Annotated in this window: 15 protein-coding genes; 7 read left to right on the top strand and 8 right to left on the bottom strand. The window is 69.4% G+C overall.

Going from position 1 to position 20,307, the window contains the following annotated elements; all coding sequences use genetic code 11:
- Positions 1–53: 53 nt before the first annotated feature.
- Both HWX08_RS11245 and HWX08_RS11250 read left to right on the top strand, forming a co-directional pair.
- The gene (locus HWX08_RS11245) at positions 54–1,493 is read left to right on the top strand and encodes a DHA2 family efflux MFS transporter permease subunit (RefSeq protein ID WP_069255919.1); all 1,440 of its coding nucleotides are present in this window, start codon (positions 54–56) and stop codon (positions 1,491–1,493) included.
- Between the two features lie 325 nt (positions 1,494–1,818).
- Positions 1,819–2,607 carry a sulfite exporter TauE/SafE family protein gene (locus tag HWX08_RS11250; RefSeq protein ID WP_069257949.1) on the top strand — a complete coding sequence of 263 codons (789 nt, stop codon included), beginning with the start codon at positions 1,819–1,821 and terminating at the stop codon, positions 2,605–2,607.
- 331 nt (positions 2,608–2,938) lie between these two features.
- Here the strand turns inward: HWX08_RS11250 and HWX08_RS11255 are convergent, their stop codons facing one another.
- The 3 genes from HWX08_RS11255 to HWX08_RS11265 all read right to left on the bottom strand — a co-directional run bounded on the left by HWX08_RS11255 (position 2,939) and on the right by HWX08_RS11265 (position 7,979).
- A complete protein-coding gene (locus HWX08_RS11255; RefSeq protein ID WP_174919583.1) occupies positions 2,939–4,774 on the bottom strand; it encodes a S10 family peptidase in 1,836 nt (611 codons plus the stop codon).
- A gap of 612 nt (positions 4,775–5,386) precedes the next feature.
- Positions 5,387–7,477, bottom strand: a complete 2,091-nt coding sequence (locus HWX08_RS11260) for a D-(-)-3-hydroxybutyrate oligomer hydrolase (RefSeq protein WP_174919584.1) — start codon at positions 7,475–7,477, stop codon at positions 5,387–5,389.
- A 136-nt stretch (positions 7,478–7,613) separates the two neighbouring features.
- Positions 7,614–7,979: a BON domain-containing protein gene (locus tag HWX08_RS11265; protein ID WP_069255916.1), complete on the bottom strand. Its 366-nt coding sequence runs from the start codon at positions 7,977–7,979 to the stop codon at positions 7,614–7,616.
- A 439-nt stretch (positions 7,980–8,418) separates the two neighbouring features.
- On the opposite strand from HWX08_RS11265, the gene HWX08_RS11270 reads away from it, so the two are divergent.
- The 3 genes from HWX08_RS11270 (at position 8,419) to HWX08_RS11280 (ending at position 11,599) form a co-directional block, all read left to right on the top strand.
- Positions 8,419–9,849: a TAXI family TRAP transporter solute-binding subunit gene (locus HWX08_RS11270; RefSeq protein ID WP_174919585.1), complete on the top strand. Its 1,431-nt coding sequence runs from the start codon at positions 8,419–8,421 to the stop codon at positions 9,847–9,849.
- A gap of 94 nt (positions 9,850–9,943) precedes the next feature.
- On the top strand, positions 9,944–10,582 hold the full coding sequence (locus tag HWX08_RS11275) for a 2-hydroxychromene-2-carboxylate isomerase (RefSeq protein WP_069255914.1): 639 nt from the start codon (positions 9,944–9,946) through the stop codon (positions 10,580–10,582).
- A gap of 69 nt (positions 10,583–10,651) precedes the next feature.
- Complete coding sequence (locus tag HWX08_RS11280) at positions 10,652–11,599, top strand: LysR family transcriptional regulator (protein ID WP_069255913.1); 948 nt, start codon at positions 10,652–10,654, stop codon at positions 11,597–11,599.
- Positions 11,600–11,639: 40 nt separating this feature from the next.
- On the opposite strand, the gene HWX08_RS11285 is transcribed toward HWX08_RS11280, so the two are convergent.
- The 4 genes from HWX08_RS11285 to xdhA all read right to left on the bottom strand — a co-directional run bounded on the left by HWX08_RS11285 (position 11,640) and on the right by xdhA (position 16,667).
- The gene (locus HWX08_RS11285) at positions 11,640–12,041 is read right to left on the bottom strand and encodes a polyketide cyclase (protein ID WP_069255912.1); all 402 of its coding nucleotides are present in this window, start codon (positions 12,039–12,041) and stop codon (positions 11,640–11,642) included.
- A 74-nt stretch (positions 12,042–12,115) separates the two neighbouring features.
- Positions 12,116–12,733, bottom strand: coding sequence for a xanthine dehydrogenase accessory protein XdhC (gene xdhC, locus HWX08_RS11290; RefSeq protein WP_174919586.1), 618 nt, complete (start codon positions 12,731–12,733; stop codon positions 12,116–12,118).
- A 1-nt stretch (position 12,734) separates the two neighbouring features.
- On the bottom strand, positions 12,735–15,089 hold the full coding sequence (gene xdhB, locus HWX08_RS11295; RefSeq protein ID WP_069255910.1) for a xanthine dehydrogenase molybdopterin binding subunit: 2,355 nt from the start codon (positions 15,087–15,089) through the stop codon (positions 12,735–12,737).
- Positions 15,090–15,107: 18 nt separating this feature from the next.
- Complete coding sequence (gene xdhA / locus HWX08_RS11300) at positions 15,108–16,667, bottom strand: xanthine dehydrogenase small subunit (RefSeq protein WP_174919587.1); 1,560 nt, start codon at positions 16,665–16,667, stop codon at positions 15,108–15,110.
- Between the two features lie 336 nt (positions 16,668–17,003).
- On the opposite strand from xdhA, the gene HWX08_RS11305 reads away from it, so the two are divergent.
- Positions 17,004–18,218, top strand: a complete 1,215-nt coding sequence (locus HWX08_RS11305; RefSeq protein ID WP_174919588.1) for an MFS transporter — start codon at positions 17,004–17,006, stop codon at positions 18,216–18,218.
- Positions 18,219–18,341: 123 nt separating this feature from the next.
- Here the strand turns inward: HWX08_RS11305 and HWX08_RS11310 are convergent, their stop codons facing one another.
- Positions 18,342–19,232 carry a DMT family transporter gene (locus HWX08_RS11310; RefSeq protein ID WP_069255907.1) on the bottom strand — a complete coding sequence of 297 codons (891 nt, stop codon included), beginning with the start codon at positions 19,230–19,232 and terminating at the stop codon, positions 18,342–18,344.
- Positions 19,233–19,369: 137 nt separating this feature from the next.
- Between HWX08_RS11310 and HWX08_RS11315 the strand changes: the two genes are divergently transcribed.
- Positions 19,370–20,305 carry a helix-turn-helix domain-containing protein gene (locus HWX08_RS11315; RefSeq protein ID WP_174919589.1) on the top strand — a complete coding sequence of 312 codons (936 nt, stop codon included), beginning with the start codon at positions 19,370–19,372 and terminating at the stop codon, positions 20,303–20,305.
- Positions 20,306–20,307: the final 2 nt, after the last annotated feature.

Genomic DNA, 20,307 nt, shown 5'->3' on the forward strand with positions numbered 1-20,307 from the left:
GACGTCTACAATGCCTCCTTTCAAATAACTGTCAGAAAGAAGGCTGAGCGCCCATGACCCACGGTATCCACGGCGAGAAGCGCTGGTACGCGTTGATCGTCCTCTGCCTCGGCGTGCTGATGATCGTGCTCGACAGCACGATCGTGAACGTTGCGCTGCCGTCGATCAGCACCGATCTCCATTTCACCGAGACGGCCCTCGTGTGGGTCGTGAACGCGTATCTGCTGACGTTCGGCGGCTGCCTGCTGCTCGGCGGCCGGCTCGGCGACCTGTACGGCCAGCGGCGCATGTTCCTCGCGGGCCTCGTCGTCTTCACGCTCGCATCGCTCGCATGCGGCCTCGCGCACTCGCAGACGATGCTGATCGCCGCGCGCGCCGTGCAGGGGATCGGCGGCGCGGTGGTATCGGCCGTCGCGCTGTCGCTGATCATGAACCTCTTCACCGAGCCCGGCGAACGCGCGCGCGCAATGGGCGTGTACGGCTTCGTGTGCGCGGGCGGCGGCAGCATCGGCGTGCTGCTCGGCGGCCTGTTGACGAACGCGCTGTCGTGGCACTGGATCTTCCTCGTCAACCTGCCGATCGGGGTCGCCGTCTATGCGATGAGCGCCGCGCTGCTGCCGCGCCTGCGCGCGCCGGCCGGCACCGCGCGACTCGACGTCGCGGGCGCGATCACCGTGACGGCATCGCTGATGCTGGCCGTGTACGGGATCGTCGGCGGCAACGAGGCCGGCTGGCTGTCGACGCAGACCGTCGCGCTGATCGGCGCGGCCGTCGTGCTGCTCGCGCTGTTCGTCGCGATCGAATCGCGCGCCGCGCATCCGCTGATGCCGCTGTCGCTGTTCGCCGCGCGCAACGTCGCGCTCGCGAATGTGATCGCCGTGCTGTGGGCGGCCGCGATGTTCGCATGGTTCTTCCTGTCCGCGCTGTACATGCAGCGCGTGCTCGGCTACGGGCCGCTGCAGGTCGGTCTCGCGTTCCTGCCGGCGAACCTGATCATGGCCGCGTTCTCGCTCGGGCTGTCGGCGCGGATCGTGATGCGCTTCGGAATCCGCGGCCCGATCGCGGCCGGCCTGCTGATCGCGGCCTGCGGCCTCGCGCTGTTCTCGCGCGCGCCGGTGGACGGCGGGTTCGTGTGGCACGTGCTGCCCGGCATGACGCTGCTCGGCATCGGCGCGGGCGTCGCGTTCAACCCGATGCTGCTCGCCGCGATGAGCGACGTCGATCCGGCCGATTCGGGGCTCGCATCGGGGATCGTCAACACCGCGTTCATGATGGGCGGCGCGCTCGGGCTCGCCGTGCTCGCGAGCCTCGCGGGCGCCCGCACCGATGCACTCGCGGCAGCGAACGCCGCCCCGCTCGACGCGCTGAACGGCGGCTACCACGCGGCCTTCGCGTTCGGCGCGGCGTTCGCCGCGCTCGCGGCGCTGATCGGGCTCGCGCTGCGCATCCGCCGGCAGCAAGCCGTCGACGGCGCCGGCCCCGCGATGCACTGACGAGCGGCGGCCGGCAGCGGCCGGCGACGCCATCGATCCGGGGGCGCGCATCGTCGCGCCCTTTTTCGCGTGCCGGACCCGGCATGCGCGCCCGATTCGCCGGGCCGGCCCCGGGCCCGTCGTCGCGGCAAGGACCGGCCACCAAGCCCCCCGCTCCGCCCGAACGCCTGTCCGACCGCCGCCCAGCAGCCCGCCGCACGGGCTTTTCCACCCGATTTTTAACGCAGTCGTACATCAACCCGCCACATTTGCGACAATGGCGGACTTTGACGCGCGCGCAGCGGCCGCGCGCCGCCGCCGAACGCCGCATAACCGCCTGCTTCCGATGTCACTTCCCCATATCGATCTGCTGTACTCGTTGTCCGGCCTGTTCGTCGGCATTCTCGTCGGCCTGACGGGGGTCGGCGGCGGTTCGTTGATGACGCCGATCCTCGTGCTGCTGTTCGGCGTCCACCCTGCGACGGCGGTCGGCACCGACCTGCTGTACGCGGCCGCGACCAAGGCCACCGGCACGCTCGTGCACGGGCTGAAGGGCTCGATCGACTGGCGCATCACGGGCCGGCTCGCGGCGGGCAGCGTGCCGGCCGCGGCCGTCACGCTGTGGTGGCTGCATACGCACGGGATGAATACGCCGGGCACCGCGCGGATGATCCAGCTCGTGCTGGGCATCGCGCTGCTGCTCACGTCGCTCGCGCTGATTTTCCGGCCGCAGCTGACCGCGTTCGCTGCGCGCAACCCGCTCGCGCCGAACCCCGCGCGCACGCTGTGGTCGACGATGCTGACGGGCGCCGTGCTCGGCGTGCTCGTGTCGATGACGTCGGTCGGCGCCGGCGCCATCGGCGTGACGGTGCTCCTGCTGCTGTACCCGGCGCTCGCGACGACCCGCATCGTCGGCTCCGACATCGCGCACGCGGTGCCGCTCACGCTCGTCGCAGGCATGGGTCACTGGCTGCTCGGCTCGGTCGACTGGTCGATGCTGCTGTCGCTGCTGCTCGGCTCGCTGCCCGGTATCGTGCTCGGCAGCCTGCTGTCGGCGCGCGCGCCCGAGCGGCTGCTGCGCAACCTGCTCGCCGCGACGCTCGTCGCGGTCGGCGTGCGGCTCGTGCTCGCGTAAGCGCGGCGGCGGCCACGCCGCGCATCGGCACCTTCCCTCTTCCCGGCGAATCACGCCGCCACGTCACCCGGCCGCCGCTTCATGAGGATTTTGTCTGGCGAATCCTCGATAGAAAGCCGTTCATCCCCGTTCCGAGGATGCGCAACACCGTCTCGTGAGGTCTCCGCGGCGACACGCCCGCCCCCCAACAAAACGATGCCCCGTCAGTCCGTGACCGACGGGGCACCTTGGGGAACGACGGCACTGCGATGGGCCCGCGCTACGAAACGAACCGCAGCACGTTACCCGGCAGGCCGGCATCACGTCGGGCGGCGCACGCCGCCCGCGTCACTCACTGCCCCTGCTGCTGCAGCTTCTGCTGCTTGAGCTGCTGCGTGCGCGCCTGCAGCTTCAGCACGCGCTGCAGTGCGGTGCGGTTCGCGAGGATGCCGTCGTAGAAGTTGGCGAGATCGCCCTTCAGCGCGGTCCGCGACGCGTCGTTCAGGTAGATCATGTGGCCCGACGGGTAGTTCTTGATCGTCAGGTTCTGCGCCTTGAGCGTCGGGTCGAGCGGCATCTGCGCGAGCGTCAGCTCCGTCTGGTGGAACGGCGTGACGGCGTCGAAATAGCCGTTCGCCGACAGCACCTTCAGGTCCGGGTTCACGCTCATCGTCGACGCGAGGTCGCCGGCCGTGTACAGCGTATTGCCGCCACCCTTGTTCGCGCCGGTCGGGTCGATGTGGCTGAAGTCCCAGTTGTTGAAGACCTGGTCGTTCAGGTCCACGAACGACGACGTCGACGTGTACTTGAGGTCGGTGTTGATGTAGCTGTTCCACAGCACCGTGTACGCGCCGCCGACGTTCGTGATCGACGGATCGTTGCTGCCCGAGTTCGGCAGGATGTACGGCGCGATGCCCTTGCCCGTGAAGTTCGCGCGCCCGTCGTACTGGCCGATCTGCGTGCCCGGCACGAGCGTCAGGAAGAACGTGTACGGCGGGTTGTCGTCCGACGACGGCACGTTGCCGAGCGCGGCCGGGTTGCCGAACGTCTGGATCAGCGACGTCGGGTCCGTGCCGATGTACGAGCCCATCTGCTGCGCGGTCTGCAGGTTCAGGTTCAGCCGCACGTTCACGAAACCGCCGTCCTGCGGGTTCGGCTTCTGCGCGAGCGGCGCGAGCGTGTTGTCCGCGTAGTTGCGCGCCTGGATCATGTACGCGTCGAGATCGGTCGGCGTCGGGTTGAGCGTCGTCTTCTTCCAGTAGAACGCATCGGCCGCGAGCGTCGGGAACGTGCCCGGCGCGGACAGCGCGTTCGCGTAGTCGAGGATCGACGACTGCAGCGTGATCCCGTTCAGGTCGATGCCGTCCTCATGCAGCACCCACGATACGACCGCGCTGCGCGCGGTGCCGTACGACTCGCCGTACAGGAACTTCGGCGAATTCCAGCGCGAGTACTTGGTCAGGTAGCGCTGGATGAAGCGGTCGATCGAGCGCGCATCCTGGTCGGTGCCCCAGAAATCCTTGTTCTTCGCCGGGGCGATCGCCGCCGAGTAACCGGTGCCGACCGGGTTGATGAACACGAGGTCGGTGCGGTCGAGCAGGCTGTCCGGGTTGTCGAGCAGCTTGTACGGCGCGGGCGGCGTGAAGTTCGGGAACGACGACTGCAGACGCTTCGGCCCGTACGAGCCGAGCAGCAGGTAGACCGACGACGAGCCGGGACCGCCGTTGTAGAAGAACGTGACCGGGCGCGGCTTCGACGGGTCCGGATTGTCCTGCGTGTACGCGACGTAGAACATCTTCGCGTTCGGGGCCGACGTGACCGGATCGATCGTCGTCAGGTGGCCGGTGGTGGCCGTGTACTTGATCGTCTTGCCGCCGATCGTGACCTGGCGGTGCACGACGGCCGCGCCTTCCGTCGCATCCGTGACCGCGTCGTTCGGCCCGGTGCCGTACACGTCGGTGTCGACGTACGGCTGGTCGGCCGCGGCGGCGGCCGTTGCGTTGGTGTTGGCCGACGTGCTGCCGCTGGACGTCGCGGCGGCGGCGGCGGCCGAAGCGGCCGGGCTCGGCCCGTCGTCGCCGCCGCACCCCGTGACGAGCAGCGCCGCGGCCGCTGCCGCGGCGAGCGGTACGCTCAGTGTCGTTCCGAATAGCGCGAAACCGTCTTTCAAGGACTTCCGTGTCGTCATTATTGCCTCTCGAACAGAACGATAAATACCGCCGGTCGCAAAGGATCATTTGCGCCGGCGCTCCGCACCGGGAATGCATTCGTTATGCGACGCACTCCGAGTTTTTTACCGGTTCGGCGAATACCGACCGGCATGATTTACCCCCACCTGCATTTCCGCAACCGCACAATGGAATCAATTCCATTGCAAACGACAATTCAATAATCCGCAGCAGTAACGATTCAATTCGCGAATTTGCACATGCACAAAATCGACGGCAAAAGCATGCCCTGCGAGGCGCGCCCAGAAAGGCGTCTCGTTTCGAACAAACGAACAATCCCCCTCGGAGAAATGCCGATTAATCGCAACGCAGCGATCAATCGCAGTTCGAGCCGATTTAATAAAATCGAAAGGATCGATTAACTAAACGGAAAGGAATATCTCGTATCTGTAATTTATTAAATTAAGTGAAAATACCGGCGCATATTAGGTTCCCTATTTACCGCCGTAAAGTAATAATTTGTTACGGCGCTCGCCATTCGAAAAAAAGCGGTACGGGACCGATTCCACGCCCGCAAAAAGAAAAAGCCGGACGGCGGTCCGGCTTCGTGACGGCGGCGCGGCGGGGCGCCGTCAGAGCGGCACGTCGATCGCGCCGGCGCCGACCGTGATCGCGTTCGCGCCGGGCGCGGCAGAGATCGGCGGCAGGTTCGCGCTCGTCAGCGCGGGCGCGGCGCCCGGCGTGCCGCCGCGCGGCACCGTGCGGATCACCTGCGACGGCGGCAGCGGCGCGCCGTTCTTCAGGTGCTTCCACATCAGGTTCAGCGCCTGCAGATTGTAGTAGTGGACCGGCACGAAGCGCGTGTCGAAGCCCGCCACCGGCAGGAACGCGTCGAAGTGCTGGCCGTTCGTCACCTCGTAGAACACGAGCCGGCTGCGCCCGCCTTCGCTGATGCCGTTCTGCGCGACGTACGCGCGCGATGCGTGGTTCACCGGCACGAGCGCGTCGCTGCGGCCCTGCACGATGATCGCCGGCTTGCCCTGCAGGTTCGCGTTCACGCGCACCGCGTCGACGTTCGCGGGCATCCCGAGCATCCCGTTCGTCCACAGCTGGCGCAGGCACAGCGCACCCGCGAAGCTCGCGTCGGGCGTCGCGAGCCGGTGGTCGACACCGGCGCCGTTGTTGAACACGAGGTCGATGCCGGCCGTCGGCGGCACGCCGTTGCCGACGCCGAACACGGCCGGCATCGGCGACGTGGCGGGCGCGGCGACGGCGCCCGTCGCCGGGTTCGTCGTCGCGAAGCTGAAGTTGCACAGGTTGTCGGTGACGCGCGAGCGCGTGTAGGCGTTCGCATAGGTGACCGCGATCGCCGGAATCGCCTGCGAATCCCACATCGGTGCGTGCAGCAGGTCGGAATCGGCGAGATAGCCGGCCGCATGGAGCTGCGCGAGCGCGTCGGCGGCCTGGCTTTGCGTATCGGCGCCCGACACGAGCCCGGCCGCGGCGAGCGTCGCGCAGCGCTGCGTGCGGATCGACTGCGTGGTCGCCACCGGCAGCGCGCTCAGGTACGGCGCGCCGGCGAGCGAGGCCGACGCGGCCGCGCACGGCTGCAGCAGGTTCGCGAGCGTCGCGTAGTCGGCCAGCGGCCGGCCGAACGACGGTACCGGCTGGCCGCCCGTGCGCACGACTGCGTTCGGCGCCATCCGCACGTTGATCTGCGGCTCGCCGACCACGACCGCGGTGATCCAGCCGCGATTGTCCTGCTCGGCCGCCGCGAGCGACGCGCCGCCGCCGTTGCTGACCGACGCGGCGATCGTCGTGATGTCGCCGGCGCGATAGCGCACCCCGTGCTGCGAGCCGTCGATCAGCGGTCCGAACTGCTCGTTGAGCGCCCAGTACGCGAACTCGACCGACTGCAGCGTCACGCGCCCCCAGTCCTGCTCGGGATTCTGCTGCGAATGCGCGTGCTTGAACGCATAGCGGTTCGGGAAGCGGGCATTGAAGGCCGCGAGATCGCCGCTGGTGACGTTCGCGGTAAACAGGCTCGCGGTGCCGGCCAGCACCGCGTTGGCGAGCGTGCCGTCGATCAGCGTGACGGTATCCGACATCAGCTCGTGCGCGCCGTTGCCGCCGCCCTTGTCGTTGTAGGCGACCGCGCAGCCGCGCTTGAGCGCCCATTCGCCGGCCGCGGAAATCGCGCCGTACACGCCGCGCGAGCCGGACGACGTCGCGGTGACGATGCACGGCTGCGCGGGATCGAAGCTGGCGGGCACCTGCACGAGCAGCGTGACGTTCTTGCTGCCGCTGCCGTCGTCGGCGTACGCGAGGTATTCGGTGCCGGGGATCTTGCCTTCGCCGAGCGTGTCGTTGCCGTCGAGGTCGACGTTCGGCCCCCAGAAGCGGCCGTAGCCGCCGTTCGCGCTCATGTCGACGAGCGCGCGGTAGTTCGACCAGATCGCGAGACGGCGCAGCTCGGCCGTCGTCGGCCGGGCGGCATTCGCGAAGCCGGGGGCGACGGCCGAGCCGAGGCCCGTCTTGCCGAGGCCGGCCGTCAGCAGGTCGTCGCTCGTGCCGTCGTAGGCCGTCGTGCGCACGCTGCCGGACACGAAGCCGGGCAACCGGTTGCGCTCGGCCGAATCGTCGCCGTTGCAGGCGCCGAGCATCGCGACCGCGGCCAGCGCCGCGCCCCCTACCATCCGCCTGCCCCACCCGAGCCTCGTCATCGCCGCCCTCTCGATATCGTTGTCGGTCCGCCGCCGCTTCGTGCGGCTTGCGGCCTCTCAAGCGCAAACGGGCCCCGGCATGCCGGGGCCCGCCTGAAAACGGGCGCGCGCGGCGCTCGCGCGCCGCCGCCCGGCATCACTGCTGCTGAACCGTCAGCTTGTTCGTGACCGACGTCACGCCCTTCACGCCCTTGGCCGCTTCTTCCGCCTTGTCGATCTGGTCCTGGGCCGGCATCGTGCCTTCCAGCGTGATCGCGCCGCCCTTCGAGCGCACGACGAGGTTCGACACGTTCACGCCCGATTCCTTCGAAATGGCCTTGCGCACCGTGTAACCCAGCTTGCGGTTCGCCTTCTTCGCGGTTTTCGCAGCGGCCTTCGGCGCGCTGGTCGCGGCCGCCGGCGCTTCCGTTGCCGCCGCATCGCTCGACTGCGCATACACGCTGCCCGACAGACAGGCCGCCACGGCGGCGACGCCCAACGCTCTCAACACGATCGACTTCATGCTATCTCCTTATCACTCCGGAACGGCCGTGCACAGTACGGCCGGATACCCCCAAAAGCAGCCGGCCCGCGCGCGAACGGGCGGGACAGCCGGTGTTTTCCACGGCGATACGAGAGAGGCGACACGGGCCGGCGGCCGGCGCACGCGAAAAGCGGGCCGGCCGGGCCGGGCAGCCGCCGGCCGGACGCGCCCGGTCTCATTGCGTGCCGGGTCGCGCGCGAATCGGGCGCGGCTGCGTCGCACAATGTAATCCAGCGACAGCGGAAGCGCAAAGTTTTTGACGCGGCGGCGCCCGCCGCTGTCGCCGGCGCGCCGCGCGGGGCCGCCCGACTCCCGCACGCCCGGCGAAACCGGGTACCATCGCCGCGAGAATCCGCATCGTCCGTGACAACCGCCCGACCGTCACCGATACGACACGCCAGCGTCATCCGCCGTCCCCATGAAGCCAGCCCGCCCTCGCCCGCCCCGCCGCATCCTCACCCGCTTCGTCGCGGTGTCGTGGCGCGACCTCGCGCTGTCGATCGGCCCCACCGTGCTGCTCGCCGGCGCGGCCGTCTGGCTCGCGGTCAAGCTCATCCAGCCGGCGCCGCCGTCCACGCTCGTGATCTCGTCCGGGCCGCCCGGCAGCACGTACTGGAACGCCGCGCAGAAGTACAAGACGATCCTCGCGAAGAACGGCGTCACGCTCGACGTCCAGTCGTCCGAAGGGTCCGCGCAGAATCTCGCGCGGCTGTCGAACCCGAACGCGCCGGTCGACGTCGGCTTCGTGCAGAGCGGCATCGGCCCGAAGGAGCGCGACGAGCATCTCGTGTCGCTCGGCAGCATCGGCTACGTGCCGCTCGCGATCATGTACCGCGGCCCGGTCGTCGCGCGGCTGTCCGACTTCAAGGGCAAGCGGCTCGCGCTCGGCGCGGAAGGCAGCGGCGCGCGCGAACTGAGCCTCGCGCTGCTGAAGATGAACGGCATCGTGCCGGGCGGCTCGACCGAGCTGCTGCCGACCGCCGGCGAGGATGCGGCCACGGCGCTGCTCGACGGCAAGATCGACGCGGCGTTCCTGTCCGGCGACTCGACGCAGATCCCGGTGATGGCGAAGCTGTTCCGCGCGCCGGGCGTGCACGTGTACTCGTTCACGCAGGCCGAAGCGTACGCGCGGCGCTTTCCGTACCTGACCGCGATCACGCTGCCGATGGGCGTCTACGATCTCGGCCGCAACCTGCCGCCCGCCGACATCCACACGGTTGCACCGACCATCGAGCTGGTCGCGCGCGACTCGCTGCACCCCGCGCTGTCCGACCTGCTGATCGAGGCCGCCCGCGAGGTGCACGGCCACGCGACGATCCTGCAGCACGCGGGCGAATTCCCGTCGGCTGTCACGCGCGGCTTCCCGCTGTCCGACGACGCCGCGCGCTACTACAAGTCGGGCAAGACCTTCCTGTACCGACGGCTGCCGTTCTGGGTCGCGAGCCTCGTCGACCGGCTGCTGGTGGTGGTCGTGCCGCTGATCGTCGTGCTGATCCCGGGGCTGCGGCTCGTGCCGTCGCTGTACGGCTGGCGCGTGCGCTCGCGCATCTACCGCTGGTACGGCGCGCTGATCGCGCTCGAGCGCCGCGCGCTCGGCGAGCACACGGCCGAGGAGCGTGTGCAGTTGCTCGACGAGCTCGACGACATCGAGGAAGCGGTGAACCGGATGAAGATGCCGCTCGCCTATGCCGGACAGTTCTACGTGCTGCGCGAGCACATCGGCTTCGTGCGCGAACGGCTCACCGCGCACGACCACGACGCGCCGGGCACCGGCGCGCACCCGCCGCACACCGGAGCCGAGCCGCCGCCGGCCGGCGATCCCCCTCGGGCGACTCCCGGTTCCGCGTAGGCGGACGATCCGCGATCATTGCCGCATGCGCGCGGCGCCGCGTAACATGGAGGCCGCCGCCAGACGCCGCACGCCCCACCCACTGGAGATCGACATGACAACCGGCCTCGATACCGCCCAGCCCGCCTGGTTCTTCGACTTCATGTCGCCGTTCTCCTATCTGCTCCTCGAACAGCACGACAAATGGCCGGACGTGCCGTTCGAACCGGTCGCCGTATCGCTGCCCGACCTCCAGCGTCACTGGGGCCAGCGCTCCAGCGCCGACGTGCCGGCCAAGCGCGTGTTCACGTACCGCCACGCGCTGTTCCGCGCCGAGCAGCTCGGCATCCGTTTCAAGATGCCGCCCGCGCACCCGTTCGATTCCGACAAGGTGCTGCGCCTCGCGATCGCGCTGCGCGCCGATATCGCGACGGTGCTGGAGATATTCCGCTTCATCTGGCGCGACGGCAACGACCCGTCGACGCCGGAAGGCTTCGCGGCGCTGTGCGAACGCGTCGGCGTCGGCCACGGCGACGAGCTGATCGAATTCGAGGAAACCGCCGCGCAACTGGCCCGCAACAATGCCGACGCGATCGCGCTCGGCGTGTTCGGCGTGCCGACCTTCTGGATGAACCGGCAGCTGTTCTGGGGCGAGGACGCGCTGCCGATGGTGCTGTACTGCGCGCGCACGCCGAACTGGCTCGAATCGCACGAGGTCAAGCGGATCAGCACGCTGCCGAAGGGCCGGGCGTGATGGCCGGTATCACGCACGCGAACGCGCGGCTGCGGTAAGGTTACGCTTCGCGTGAATCACCCTTCAACGATGGAAGACGACGACCGTACCGCCTCGCTCGACATCTGGCTCGTGCGCGTGCTGCGCACGCTGCTGCTCGAGCGCAGCGTCACGCAGGCCGCGCTGCGGCTGAACCAGACGCAGCCCGCGATCAGCACCGCGCTGCGCAAGCTGCGCGAGACGCTGAACGACCCGATCCTCGTGCGCGGCAAATCCGGGATGGTGCCGACCGAATACGGCGCGTCGCTGCTCGGGGCCGCGTCGCGCGCGCTGCGCGAGGTCGACTTCATCGCGACGCCGCACGGCGACTTCGATCCGTCGTCCGCGCGGCGCACGTTCCGCGTCGCGGCGCCCGACTACCTGAACGATTTCTTCATGCCGACGCTGATCGAGCGCTTTCGCGACGCGGCGCCGCATGCGCATCTGGAAATCGATTCGCTGAATCCCGCGCTCGATCACGCGGGCGCGCTCGAATCGGGCGCGCTCGATCTCGTGATCGGCAACTGGCCGAAGCCCGACCCGCAGTTCGCGCGCCAGGACCTGTTCTCCGACACGATCGTGTGCCTGATGCGCGACGCGCATCCGCTCGCGCACGCGCCGCTCACGCGTGAAGCGTATGCGTCGGCCGCGCACGTCGCCCCGACGCCGTACACCGGCGACAAGCGCAACGCGATCGAGATCGGCCTTGCACGCGCACGCCTCACGCGGCGCATCGTGACGACGCTGCCGTACTTCGGGATCGTGCCGCAGGTGTTGCTGCAGTCGGACCTGATCTTCACGACGACGCGCCGCTTCGCGACGCACTACGCGCAACTGCTGCCGCTCGTCGTCGTCGCGCCGCCGGTGCCGTTCCCGCGCATCAAGAGCTACCTGCTCACGCATCCGCAGCCCGACCGCCCGACCGACATCGCGTGGCTATGCGCGCTGATGCAGAGCGTGTCCGACGAGCTGACGGTCGCCCGCGCGCGCAAACGCTGATACGCGGCGCAAAACGCGACGCAAAACGGCGCGCGGCCGCTCAGGCCGTGCAGAAGGTTTCCTGTAGATGGGCCCAGCGCACGACGCCTGCCGCGTCGCGCTCGAACACGGCGGTCGCGCGACGCGCGGGCAGTTCGCCCGCGCTCGCGTGCTGCGCTTCGAGATAGGTGATCACCGCATGCGACGTGTCGGCCGCGAGCACGCGGATGTCCGACAGCGTGATGCGCAGCCCCGGCTTGGCGCCGCCGAGCGTCGCGAACAGCGCGCGCATGCCGGCGTGATCGACCACGCGGCCGTCGGTCAGGATCATCGTGAATGCGGCGGAAAACGCGGCCATCAGCGTGTCGAGCGCGTCGGGCGCGGTATCGACGCCGGACAGCCAGCGCTCGATGGCGACGAGGCTCGCGTCGAGCGTGTCGAGATAGATCGGGTGATCGGACATGGTGCGGGCACGGTAAGGCGCGGCCCGATGCCGCGCGGCGCCGTGCAGTGTATGCAAAAACGCGCGGCGCCGCGCTACCGCGCGCAGGACACGTCGTCGCGCGCACGCCCCGACGCGGCCGCCTTCGCATCGGCCACCGGCATGCCCGAGCGCGCCTGCAGCAGCTCCGCGCACACGGCCACCGCGATCGCGCCCGGCGCCTTGTCGACGATGCCCGCAACGCCGATCGGGCACACCATCTCCACGAGCCGCGCCGGATCGACGCCGCGCGCGGCGAGCCGGCGCTCGAACTTCACGCGCTTGGTGCGCGAGCCGATCATCCCGAAGTACGCGTAGTCGCGCCGCCGCATGATCTGCGCGGCGAGCGAGAAGTCGAGCGCGTGGTTGTGCGTCATCACGAGGAAGTACGCGCCGGGCGGCGCCGCGTCGACGACCGCCTCCGGCGTGTCGGTCGGCTCCGGCTGCACGTTCGGCGGACATTCGTCCGGGAACAGCTCGTCGCGCGTGTCGACCCACTGCACGACGCACGGCAGCGCGCCGAGCAGCGTGACGAGTGCGTGCCCCACGTGCCCGGCGCCGAACAGCACGATGTGCATCGGCGCCGGCGTGCCGGTCGCGCGGTTGCGCTGGCCGGTGCCCGGCTCGAACGCCGGGTGCTGCGCGGTGCGAAGCGGGCGGGCGTGGCCGTGCATGTCAGCCTGCCTTCGCCGCGCGCACCGCGTTGACCGCGCGCAGGATCGATTCGCCGGTCGCCGGCGCATCGAGCGGCGGGTTCACGCGGTAGTCGCCGACCGCAGCCACCGCGTCGCGCACCGCGAAGAACACCGAGAACGGCAGCAGCAGCGGCGGCTCGCCGACGGCCTTCGAACGGTGGATGCTGTCCTCGACGTTGCGGTTCTTGAACAGCTTCACGTTGAACTCGGGCGGCGTGTCGTTCACCGTCGGGATCTTGTACGTGGACGGCGCATGCGTCATCAGCTTGCCGCCCTTGTTCCACCACAGCTCTTCTGTCGTGAGCCAGCCCATCCCCTGGATGAACGCGCCTTCGACCTGGCCGACGTCGAGCGCCGGGTTCAGCGACGCGCCCACGTCGTGCAGCGCATCCACACGCAGCGTGCGCATCTCGCCCGTCAGCGTGTCGATCACGACTTCCGACACGGCCGCGCCGTACGAGTAGTAGTAGAACGGCCGGCCCTGCAGCTTCGACTGGTCCCAGTACAGCTTCGGCGTCGCGTAGAAACCGTCGGACCACAGCTGCACGCGCGCGAGGTACGCCTTCGCGATCACTTCGCCGAACGGCACGCTCGCGCCGCCGACCCACACGAAGTCGTTGCCGAACTTCACGTCGGCCGCATCGACCTTGCCGTCGCCGAACTGCTTCGCGGCGAACACCGCGAGCCGCTCGCGCAGCTGGCGCGCCGCATCCTGCGCGGCCTTGCCGTTCAGGTCCGAGCCCGTCGAGGCCGCCGTCGCGGACGTGTTCGCGACCTTGCTCGTGTCGGTCGCCGTCACGCGGATCCGGCCGAAGCGGATGCCGAGCTCGTGCGCGACGACCTGCGCGACCTTCGTGTTGAGCCCCTGCCCCATCTCCGTGCCGCCGTGGTTCACGAGCACCGAGCCGTCGGTATAGATATGCACCAGCGCGCCGGCCTGGTTGAAGTGCGTGACGTTGAACGCGATGCCGAACTTCACCGGCGTGAGCGCGATGCCCTTCTTCAGCACCGTGTTGCGCGCGTTGAATTCGCGCACGCCCGCGCGCCGCGCGCGGTAGTCGCTCGTCGCCTCGAGTTCGCCGAGCAGCTCGGGCAGCACGTTGTCCTCGACGGTCTGCCCGTACGGCGTCACGTTGCGCTCGGTCTTGCCGTACAGGTTCGCGTAGCGCACGTCGAGCGGATCGCGGCCGAGCGAACGCGCGATGTCGTCGAGGATGTACTCGATCGCGAACGCGCCCTGCGGGCCGCCGAAGCCGCGGAACGCGGTGTTCGACTGCGTGTTGGTCTTGCCGCAGTAGCCGGCGATCGCGACGTCGCCCAGCCAGTACGCGTTGTCGAAGTGGCACACCGCGCGCGTCATCACCGGGCCCGACAGGTCGGCCGAGAAGCCGCAGCGCGACGTCATGTCGAGCGCGACGCCGTCGATGCGGCCGTCGTCGTCGTAGCCGACGTCGAAGCGGTAATGGAAGTCGTGCCGCTTGCCGGTGATCATCATGTCGTCGTCGCGGTCCGGACGCAGCTTCACCGGGCACAGCAGCTTCCATGCGGCGAGCGCCGCGCAGCAGGCGAACAGGCCCGACTGCGATTCCTTGCCGCCGAAGCCGCCGCCCATCCGGCGGCATTCGACCAGCACGTTGTGCGACGCGACGCCGAGCACGTGCGCGACGAGGTGCTGCATCTCGCTCGGGTGCTGCGTCGAGCAGTACACGTGCATGCCGTCGTCGTCCTTCGGCACCGCGTACGCGATCTGGCCTTCGAGATAGAACTGCTCCTGCCCGCCGAGCAGCATTTCGCCGGACTCGCGGTGCGGCGCGACGGCGAGCCGCGCGGCCGCGTCGCCGCGCGCGAGCTTCAGCGGCGGGATCACGTAGGTTTCGGCCGCCCGCGCTTCCTGCGCGGTGAGGATCGCGGGCAGCTCCTCGTAGTCGACCTGCGCGCGGCGCGCGGCGAGCCGCGCGGTTTCGTGCGACGTCGCGACGACGATGAACATCGGCTGGCCGACGAACTGCACGACGCCCTTCGCGAGCACCGGGTCGTCGTGGATGATCGGGCCGCAGTCGTTGACGCCCGGGATGTCGTCGGCCGTGAACACGGCGACCACGCCCGGCGTCGCGCGCACCGCGTCGAAGTTCATCGACACGATTCTTGCGTGCGCTTTCGCCGACAGGCCGAGCGCCGCGTGCAGCGTGCCCGCGACGACCGGGATGTCGTCGGTGTAGGTCGCGCGCCCGCTCACGTGCAGGTGGGCGGATTCGTGCGCGCGCGAGACGTGGACCTGCGCGGCGTCGGCTTGCGGGTCGAGGGTGCTCAGGAACGGTTCTGCTTGCTGGTTCATGTTCGGTGTTCTCCGTCTTCAGACGCGCGCCGCGTCGGTGCCGGCTTCGGCGGCCACTTCACGCACATTCAGGGCTTGCGGCGGCAGCGGGTCGTGCGCACGCGTCTCCAGCCAGAATCGATACATCAGGTTCTTCGCGGTATCGAGGCGGTATGCGCTCGTCGCGCGCATGTCGGACAGCGGCTGGTAGTCGCGCTCCAGCGCCTGCATCGCGGCCTGCGCGGTGGCTTCGTGCCACTGCGCGCCGTCGAGCACGGCTTCCGTTTGGGCCGCGCGCTTCGGCGTCGCGGCCATCCCGCCGAACGCGACGCGCGGTTCGCGGATCGTGTCGCCGTCCGCGATGAACGCGAACGCCGCGCACACGGCCGAGATGTCGGAATCGAACCGCTTCGACAGCTTGTACGTGCGGAACTGCAGCTTCTCGCGCGCGCCGGTGCGGGTCGGCACCTTCAGGCCGACGACGAATTCGTGCGGCGCCATGTCCTTCTGCTGGTAACCCGTGTACAGCGCCTCGAGCGGCAGCTCGCGCACCGTGTCGCCGCCGCGCAGCACCACACGCGCGCCGAGCGCGATCAGGCCCGGCATCGAATCGCCGATCGGCGAGCCGTTCGCGACGTTGCCGCCGATCGTGCCCGCGTTGCGGATCGGCAGCGACGCGAAGCGCTTCCACATCTCGGTCAGCTCCGGATACGTGCCGGCGAGCGCCGCGTAGGCCTTCTCGACCGTCACGCCCGCGCCGATCTCGATCCAGTCGCCGCGTTCCGCGACGCGCTGCAGTTCGGCGATCTGGCCGACGTAGATCAGGTCGTCGAGCCGGCGCATCTGCTTGGTGACCCACAGGCCGATGTCGGTGCTGCCGGCCAGGATGCGCGCGTCGGGCCGCTCGGCCTTCAGCGCAGCCAGCGCGTCGAGCGTGCGCGGCGCCGCGAAGCGCGCGCCGTTGAGCGTCGTGTAGTCGAACGTGTCGTCGCGCTTGAGCGACGCGAGCGTGCGGGCCAGCGCGGCCGTGTCGACCGGCGCCGACGGAGCCGGCCCACCTTCGCCGGCCGCGTCAAACATCTGCACGGCCGCATCGACGATCGGGCGATAGCCGGTGCAACGGCACAGGTTGCCGGTCAGCGCATCGGCGATCTCGGTGCGCGTCGGCACGTCCTTCGCCTTCGCGCACGCCGTGCCGCAGCCTTCGTGGCCGTGCTTCTCGTACAGCGCCCACATCGACATCACGAAGCCGGGCGTGCAGAACCCGCATTGCGACCCGTGGCAGTCGACCATCGCCTGCTGCACCGGATGCAGCGTGCCGTCCGGCTGGCGCAGGTCCTCGACCGTCAGCAGCGCCTTGCCGTCGAGCGTCGGCAGGAACTGGATGCATGCGTTGACGGCCTTGAACTCGACCGCGCCGGCGTCGGTCAGTTCGCCGACGACGACCGTGCACGCGCCGCAGTCGCCTTCCGCGCAGCCTTCCTTGGTGCCGGTGCAATGCGCGTCTTCGCGCAGATACTGCAGCACGGTGCGGGTAACGTCCGCGCCGCTGACTTCGCGGATCGCGTGACGATGGTAGAAGCGGATCGGCTCACTCATGTCTCGATGATTCTTCAAATGGGGGGCAAGGCGGCCCGCGCAGTGCGCTCGACCGACGTTTTTCTGACAGTTTGCACGCTATCACCATCAAATTTCGCAACCCATAGCCCATCACGCATGGGGCCCATATAACTGACGCGATATGAGCGCCGCGGCGGCCCGGCGGCCTGCCTGACGGGGCTCCCGGCCCTGTCCCCGCGCCGCCGCCACCGTCCGTCGGCCTCCAGAACAGGTCGCGATTAACTAAATGGTACCTGCGCCAAAACCGGTTCCATGGGAAAATCCCGATTCCCTTTTCCCCGTCTTTCGTGCGTTTCGCTCATTCGTTCCGACCCCATGTCAACCGACTCCGCCACACCGCCGCGCAGCGGGTTCGCGGTCACGCTGCAAATCGTGTCCGTCGTCTGCTTCACGTTCATCTGCTACCTGACCATCGGCCTGCCGCTCGCGGTGCTGCCGGGCTTCGTCCATGACGACCTCGGCTTTTCCGCGATCGTCGCGGGCGGCGCGATCAGCGTCCAGTATTTCGCGACGCTCGCGTCGCGGCCGCTCGCCGGGCGCTTCGCCGATACGCTCGGCCCGAAGCAGACGGTGCTGCGCGGGCTGATCGGCTGCGGCGTGTCGGGCGTGCTGCTGCTCGTCGCGCTGCTGCTCGCGCACTGGCCGGTCGCGAGCCTCGTGCTGCTGGTCGCGAGCCGGCTCGTGCTCGGCGTCGGCGAAAGCCTGTGCGGCACCGGCGCGATCCTGTGGGGTATCGGCCGGGTCGGCGTCACGCACAACGCGAAGGTGATCTCGTGGAACGGCATCGCGACCTACGGCGCGCTCGCGCTGGGCGCACCGGTCGGCGTCGCGATCGCGCATACGCTGAATCCCGCGCTGATCGGCGTGATCGTCATCGCGCTGGCCGCGCTCGGCTTCTACCTCGCGCGCCTGATCGATCCGGTGCCGCTCGTGCACGGCGAACGGATGTCGTACGCGAGCGTGTTCACGCGCGTGCTGCCCCACGGCCTCGGCCTCGCGCTCGGCTCGGCCGGCTTCGGCTCGATCGCGACCTTCGTCACGCTGTACTACGCGGCGCGGCACTGGCCGAACGCCGCGCTGTCGCTGACCGTGTTCGGCACGCTGTTCATCGGCGCGCGCCTGCTGTTCGCGAACACGATCAAGACCTACGGCGGCTTCCGCGTCGCGATCGTGTCGTTCGCGTTCGAATGCTCGGGCCTCGTGCTGCTGTGGCTCGCGCCCGTGCCGCACGTCGCGCTCGTCGGCGCCGCGCTGACGGGCTTCGGCTTCGCGCTGATCTTCCCGGCGCTCGGCGTCGAGGCGGTCGCGCTCGTGCCGCCCGCGAGCCGCGGTGCGGCGCTGTCCGCGTACTCGGTGTTCCTCGACCTGTCGCTCGGCATCACGGGCCCGCTCGCCGGCTATGTCGCGGGCGCGTTCGGCTATCCGCAGGTGTTCCTGTTCGCGGCGGTGGCGGCCGCGGCGGGCGTCGCGCTGTCGATGGTGCTGTACCAGCGCCAGGCGCGAGTGACGGAAAGCGGCGCGGCGGCCTGATCGCGCGGCCCGTTGCAACGAAGCCGGTCGCGGCAATCACGCGGCCGGCCACCCCAAATAAAAACGCCCGCATCGCGCGGGCGTTTCCGTATCCGGACGAGGCCGGTGCGGCGGGCAGGCCGGTCACGCGGCCCGGAGAAACAACCGCCGCGTCAGGTCGAACGCGACCAGGTTGCCGGCCACCACCAGCAGCAGCCCGACGACCGCGAGCGGCGACCACTGGTAACCCTCGAACACCGTCGACACGGCCAGCGCGACGATCGGAAACAGCACCGTGCAGTACGCGGCCCGCTCCGGCCCGATCCGGCCGACGAGCGTCAGATACGCGGTAAAGCCGATCACCGAGCCGGGCACGGCCAGGTAGACGAGCGCGCCGAGATAGCGCGGGCTCGTGTCGAGCGTGAACGGCAAGCCGGCCACCGCGCTGCCGACGGTCAGGATCGCCGCGCCGATCAGCATCGCCCAGCCGTTGGTCACGAGCGGATGCAGCCCCATCGACTGCATCCGGCTCGACAGCAGGTTGCCGGCCGAGAAGCACATCGTGCCCGCGAACGCGATCGCGAGGCCCATCCAGGTCGCATGGTCGTCGAGATGGCCGGCCATCTGCTGCCAGAACAGGCACGCGATGCCGGTCAGCCCGAGCAGCGCGCCGGCGATCGCCGACGGCCGCAGCGGACGGCCCATGAACAGCCGGCCGTTGATCGAGTTCAGCAGCGGCGCGGTCGAGAAGATCACAGCGACGAGGCCGCTCGGCACGACCTGCTCCGCGTAGTAGAAGCACAGGAAGTTCACGCAGAACAGCGCGAAGCCCTGCGCCACAAGAAAGCGCCACGCTTCGCGCGGCGGGCGCACCGGCCGGCGCATCACGCGCAGCAGCGCGAACAGCACGGCGGCCGCGAGCCAGAAGCGCCATGCGATCGACACGGGCGGCGGCACCGAGCCGAGCTGCCACTTGATCGCGATCCAGGTGGTGCCCCAGATCAGCACGGTGACGAAATAAAGCGACAGGTTCATGGCGGCAACGATCCGAAAAGACGAATGAAACGGGAATCCGACTATGCCGCCGCCCGGCGCGCGCCGATTGTCCGGAATTGCGGTCTTTTTCGGGACACCGCACGCGGCGCTGCGCACCCGCTTATACTCGGCGCATCATGAGCGTCTCTCTTTCCGCCCCGCCCGTCGACCACCCCGCCGCCCTGGCCGGCGGCGATCTGCCGTTCGGCCTGCAGTCGGTCTGCCGCACGCTCGCCGACGCGAACGCGACGCTCGAGCGCTTCGCGTGGCTCGGCGACCATCTCGCGATCGCAGAATGGACGCGGATCACCGACGAAAGCGAGACGATTTACGAGCAGCCGGGTCACCACACGCTGTCGTGCTACCTCGACGGCGGCTACCGGACCGAGCGCCAGCGCGTGCCGCGCTACGGCGCGCCGAGCCTGCTGTGCGCGCTGCCGGGCGACCATGAATCGCGCTGGTGGGTGCGCGGCGAGATGCACTTCATCCACCTGTATTTCCTGCCCGAGCACTTCACGCAGCGTGCGATCTGCGAGCTCGACCGCGAACCGCGCGAACTGAAGCTCGCCGACCGCACCTACTTCGAGGATGCGCGCGTCGCCGCGCTGCTGCGCGCGCTCGCCCTGGATGGCTGGGACGACGCCGACGAACGGCTGCGCGTGAACGAGACCGCGCACGAAGTGCTGAGCCTGCTGCTGCGCGGACAGAGCGCGACGCGCACCGACACGTCGTTCCGCGGCGGCCTCGCGCCGGCCGTGCGCCGCCGCGTGCGCGACTACATCGACACGTACCTGACGCAGCCGCTGACACTCGGCGAACTCGCCGAAGTGGCCGCGCTGTCCGAATACCACTTCTCGCGGATGTTCCGGCTGTCGTTCGGCCGCGCGCCGCATGCATGGGTCGCCGAGCAGCGCCTCGCGCGGGCGCGCGAGCTGCTACGCACGACCGCGCTGCCGCTCGCGCAGATCGCGGCCGACTGCGGGTACGCGAATGCCGGCCACTTCAGCCATCGCTTTCGCGACGCGCACGGCACGACGCCGAATACGTACCGGCGCGCGATGCAGGGCCGCTGAGC

The sequence above is a fragment of the Burkholderia metallica genome (assembly GCF_902832845.1).
In the GTDB taxonomy this organism is placed as follows: domain Bacteria; phylum Pseudomonadota; class Gammaproteobacteria; order Burkholderiales; family Burkholderiaceae; genus Burkholderia; species Burkholderia metallica.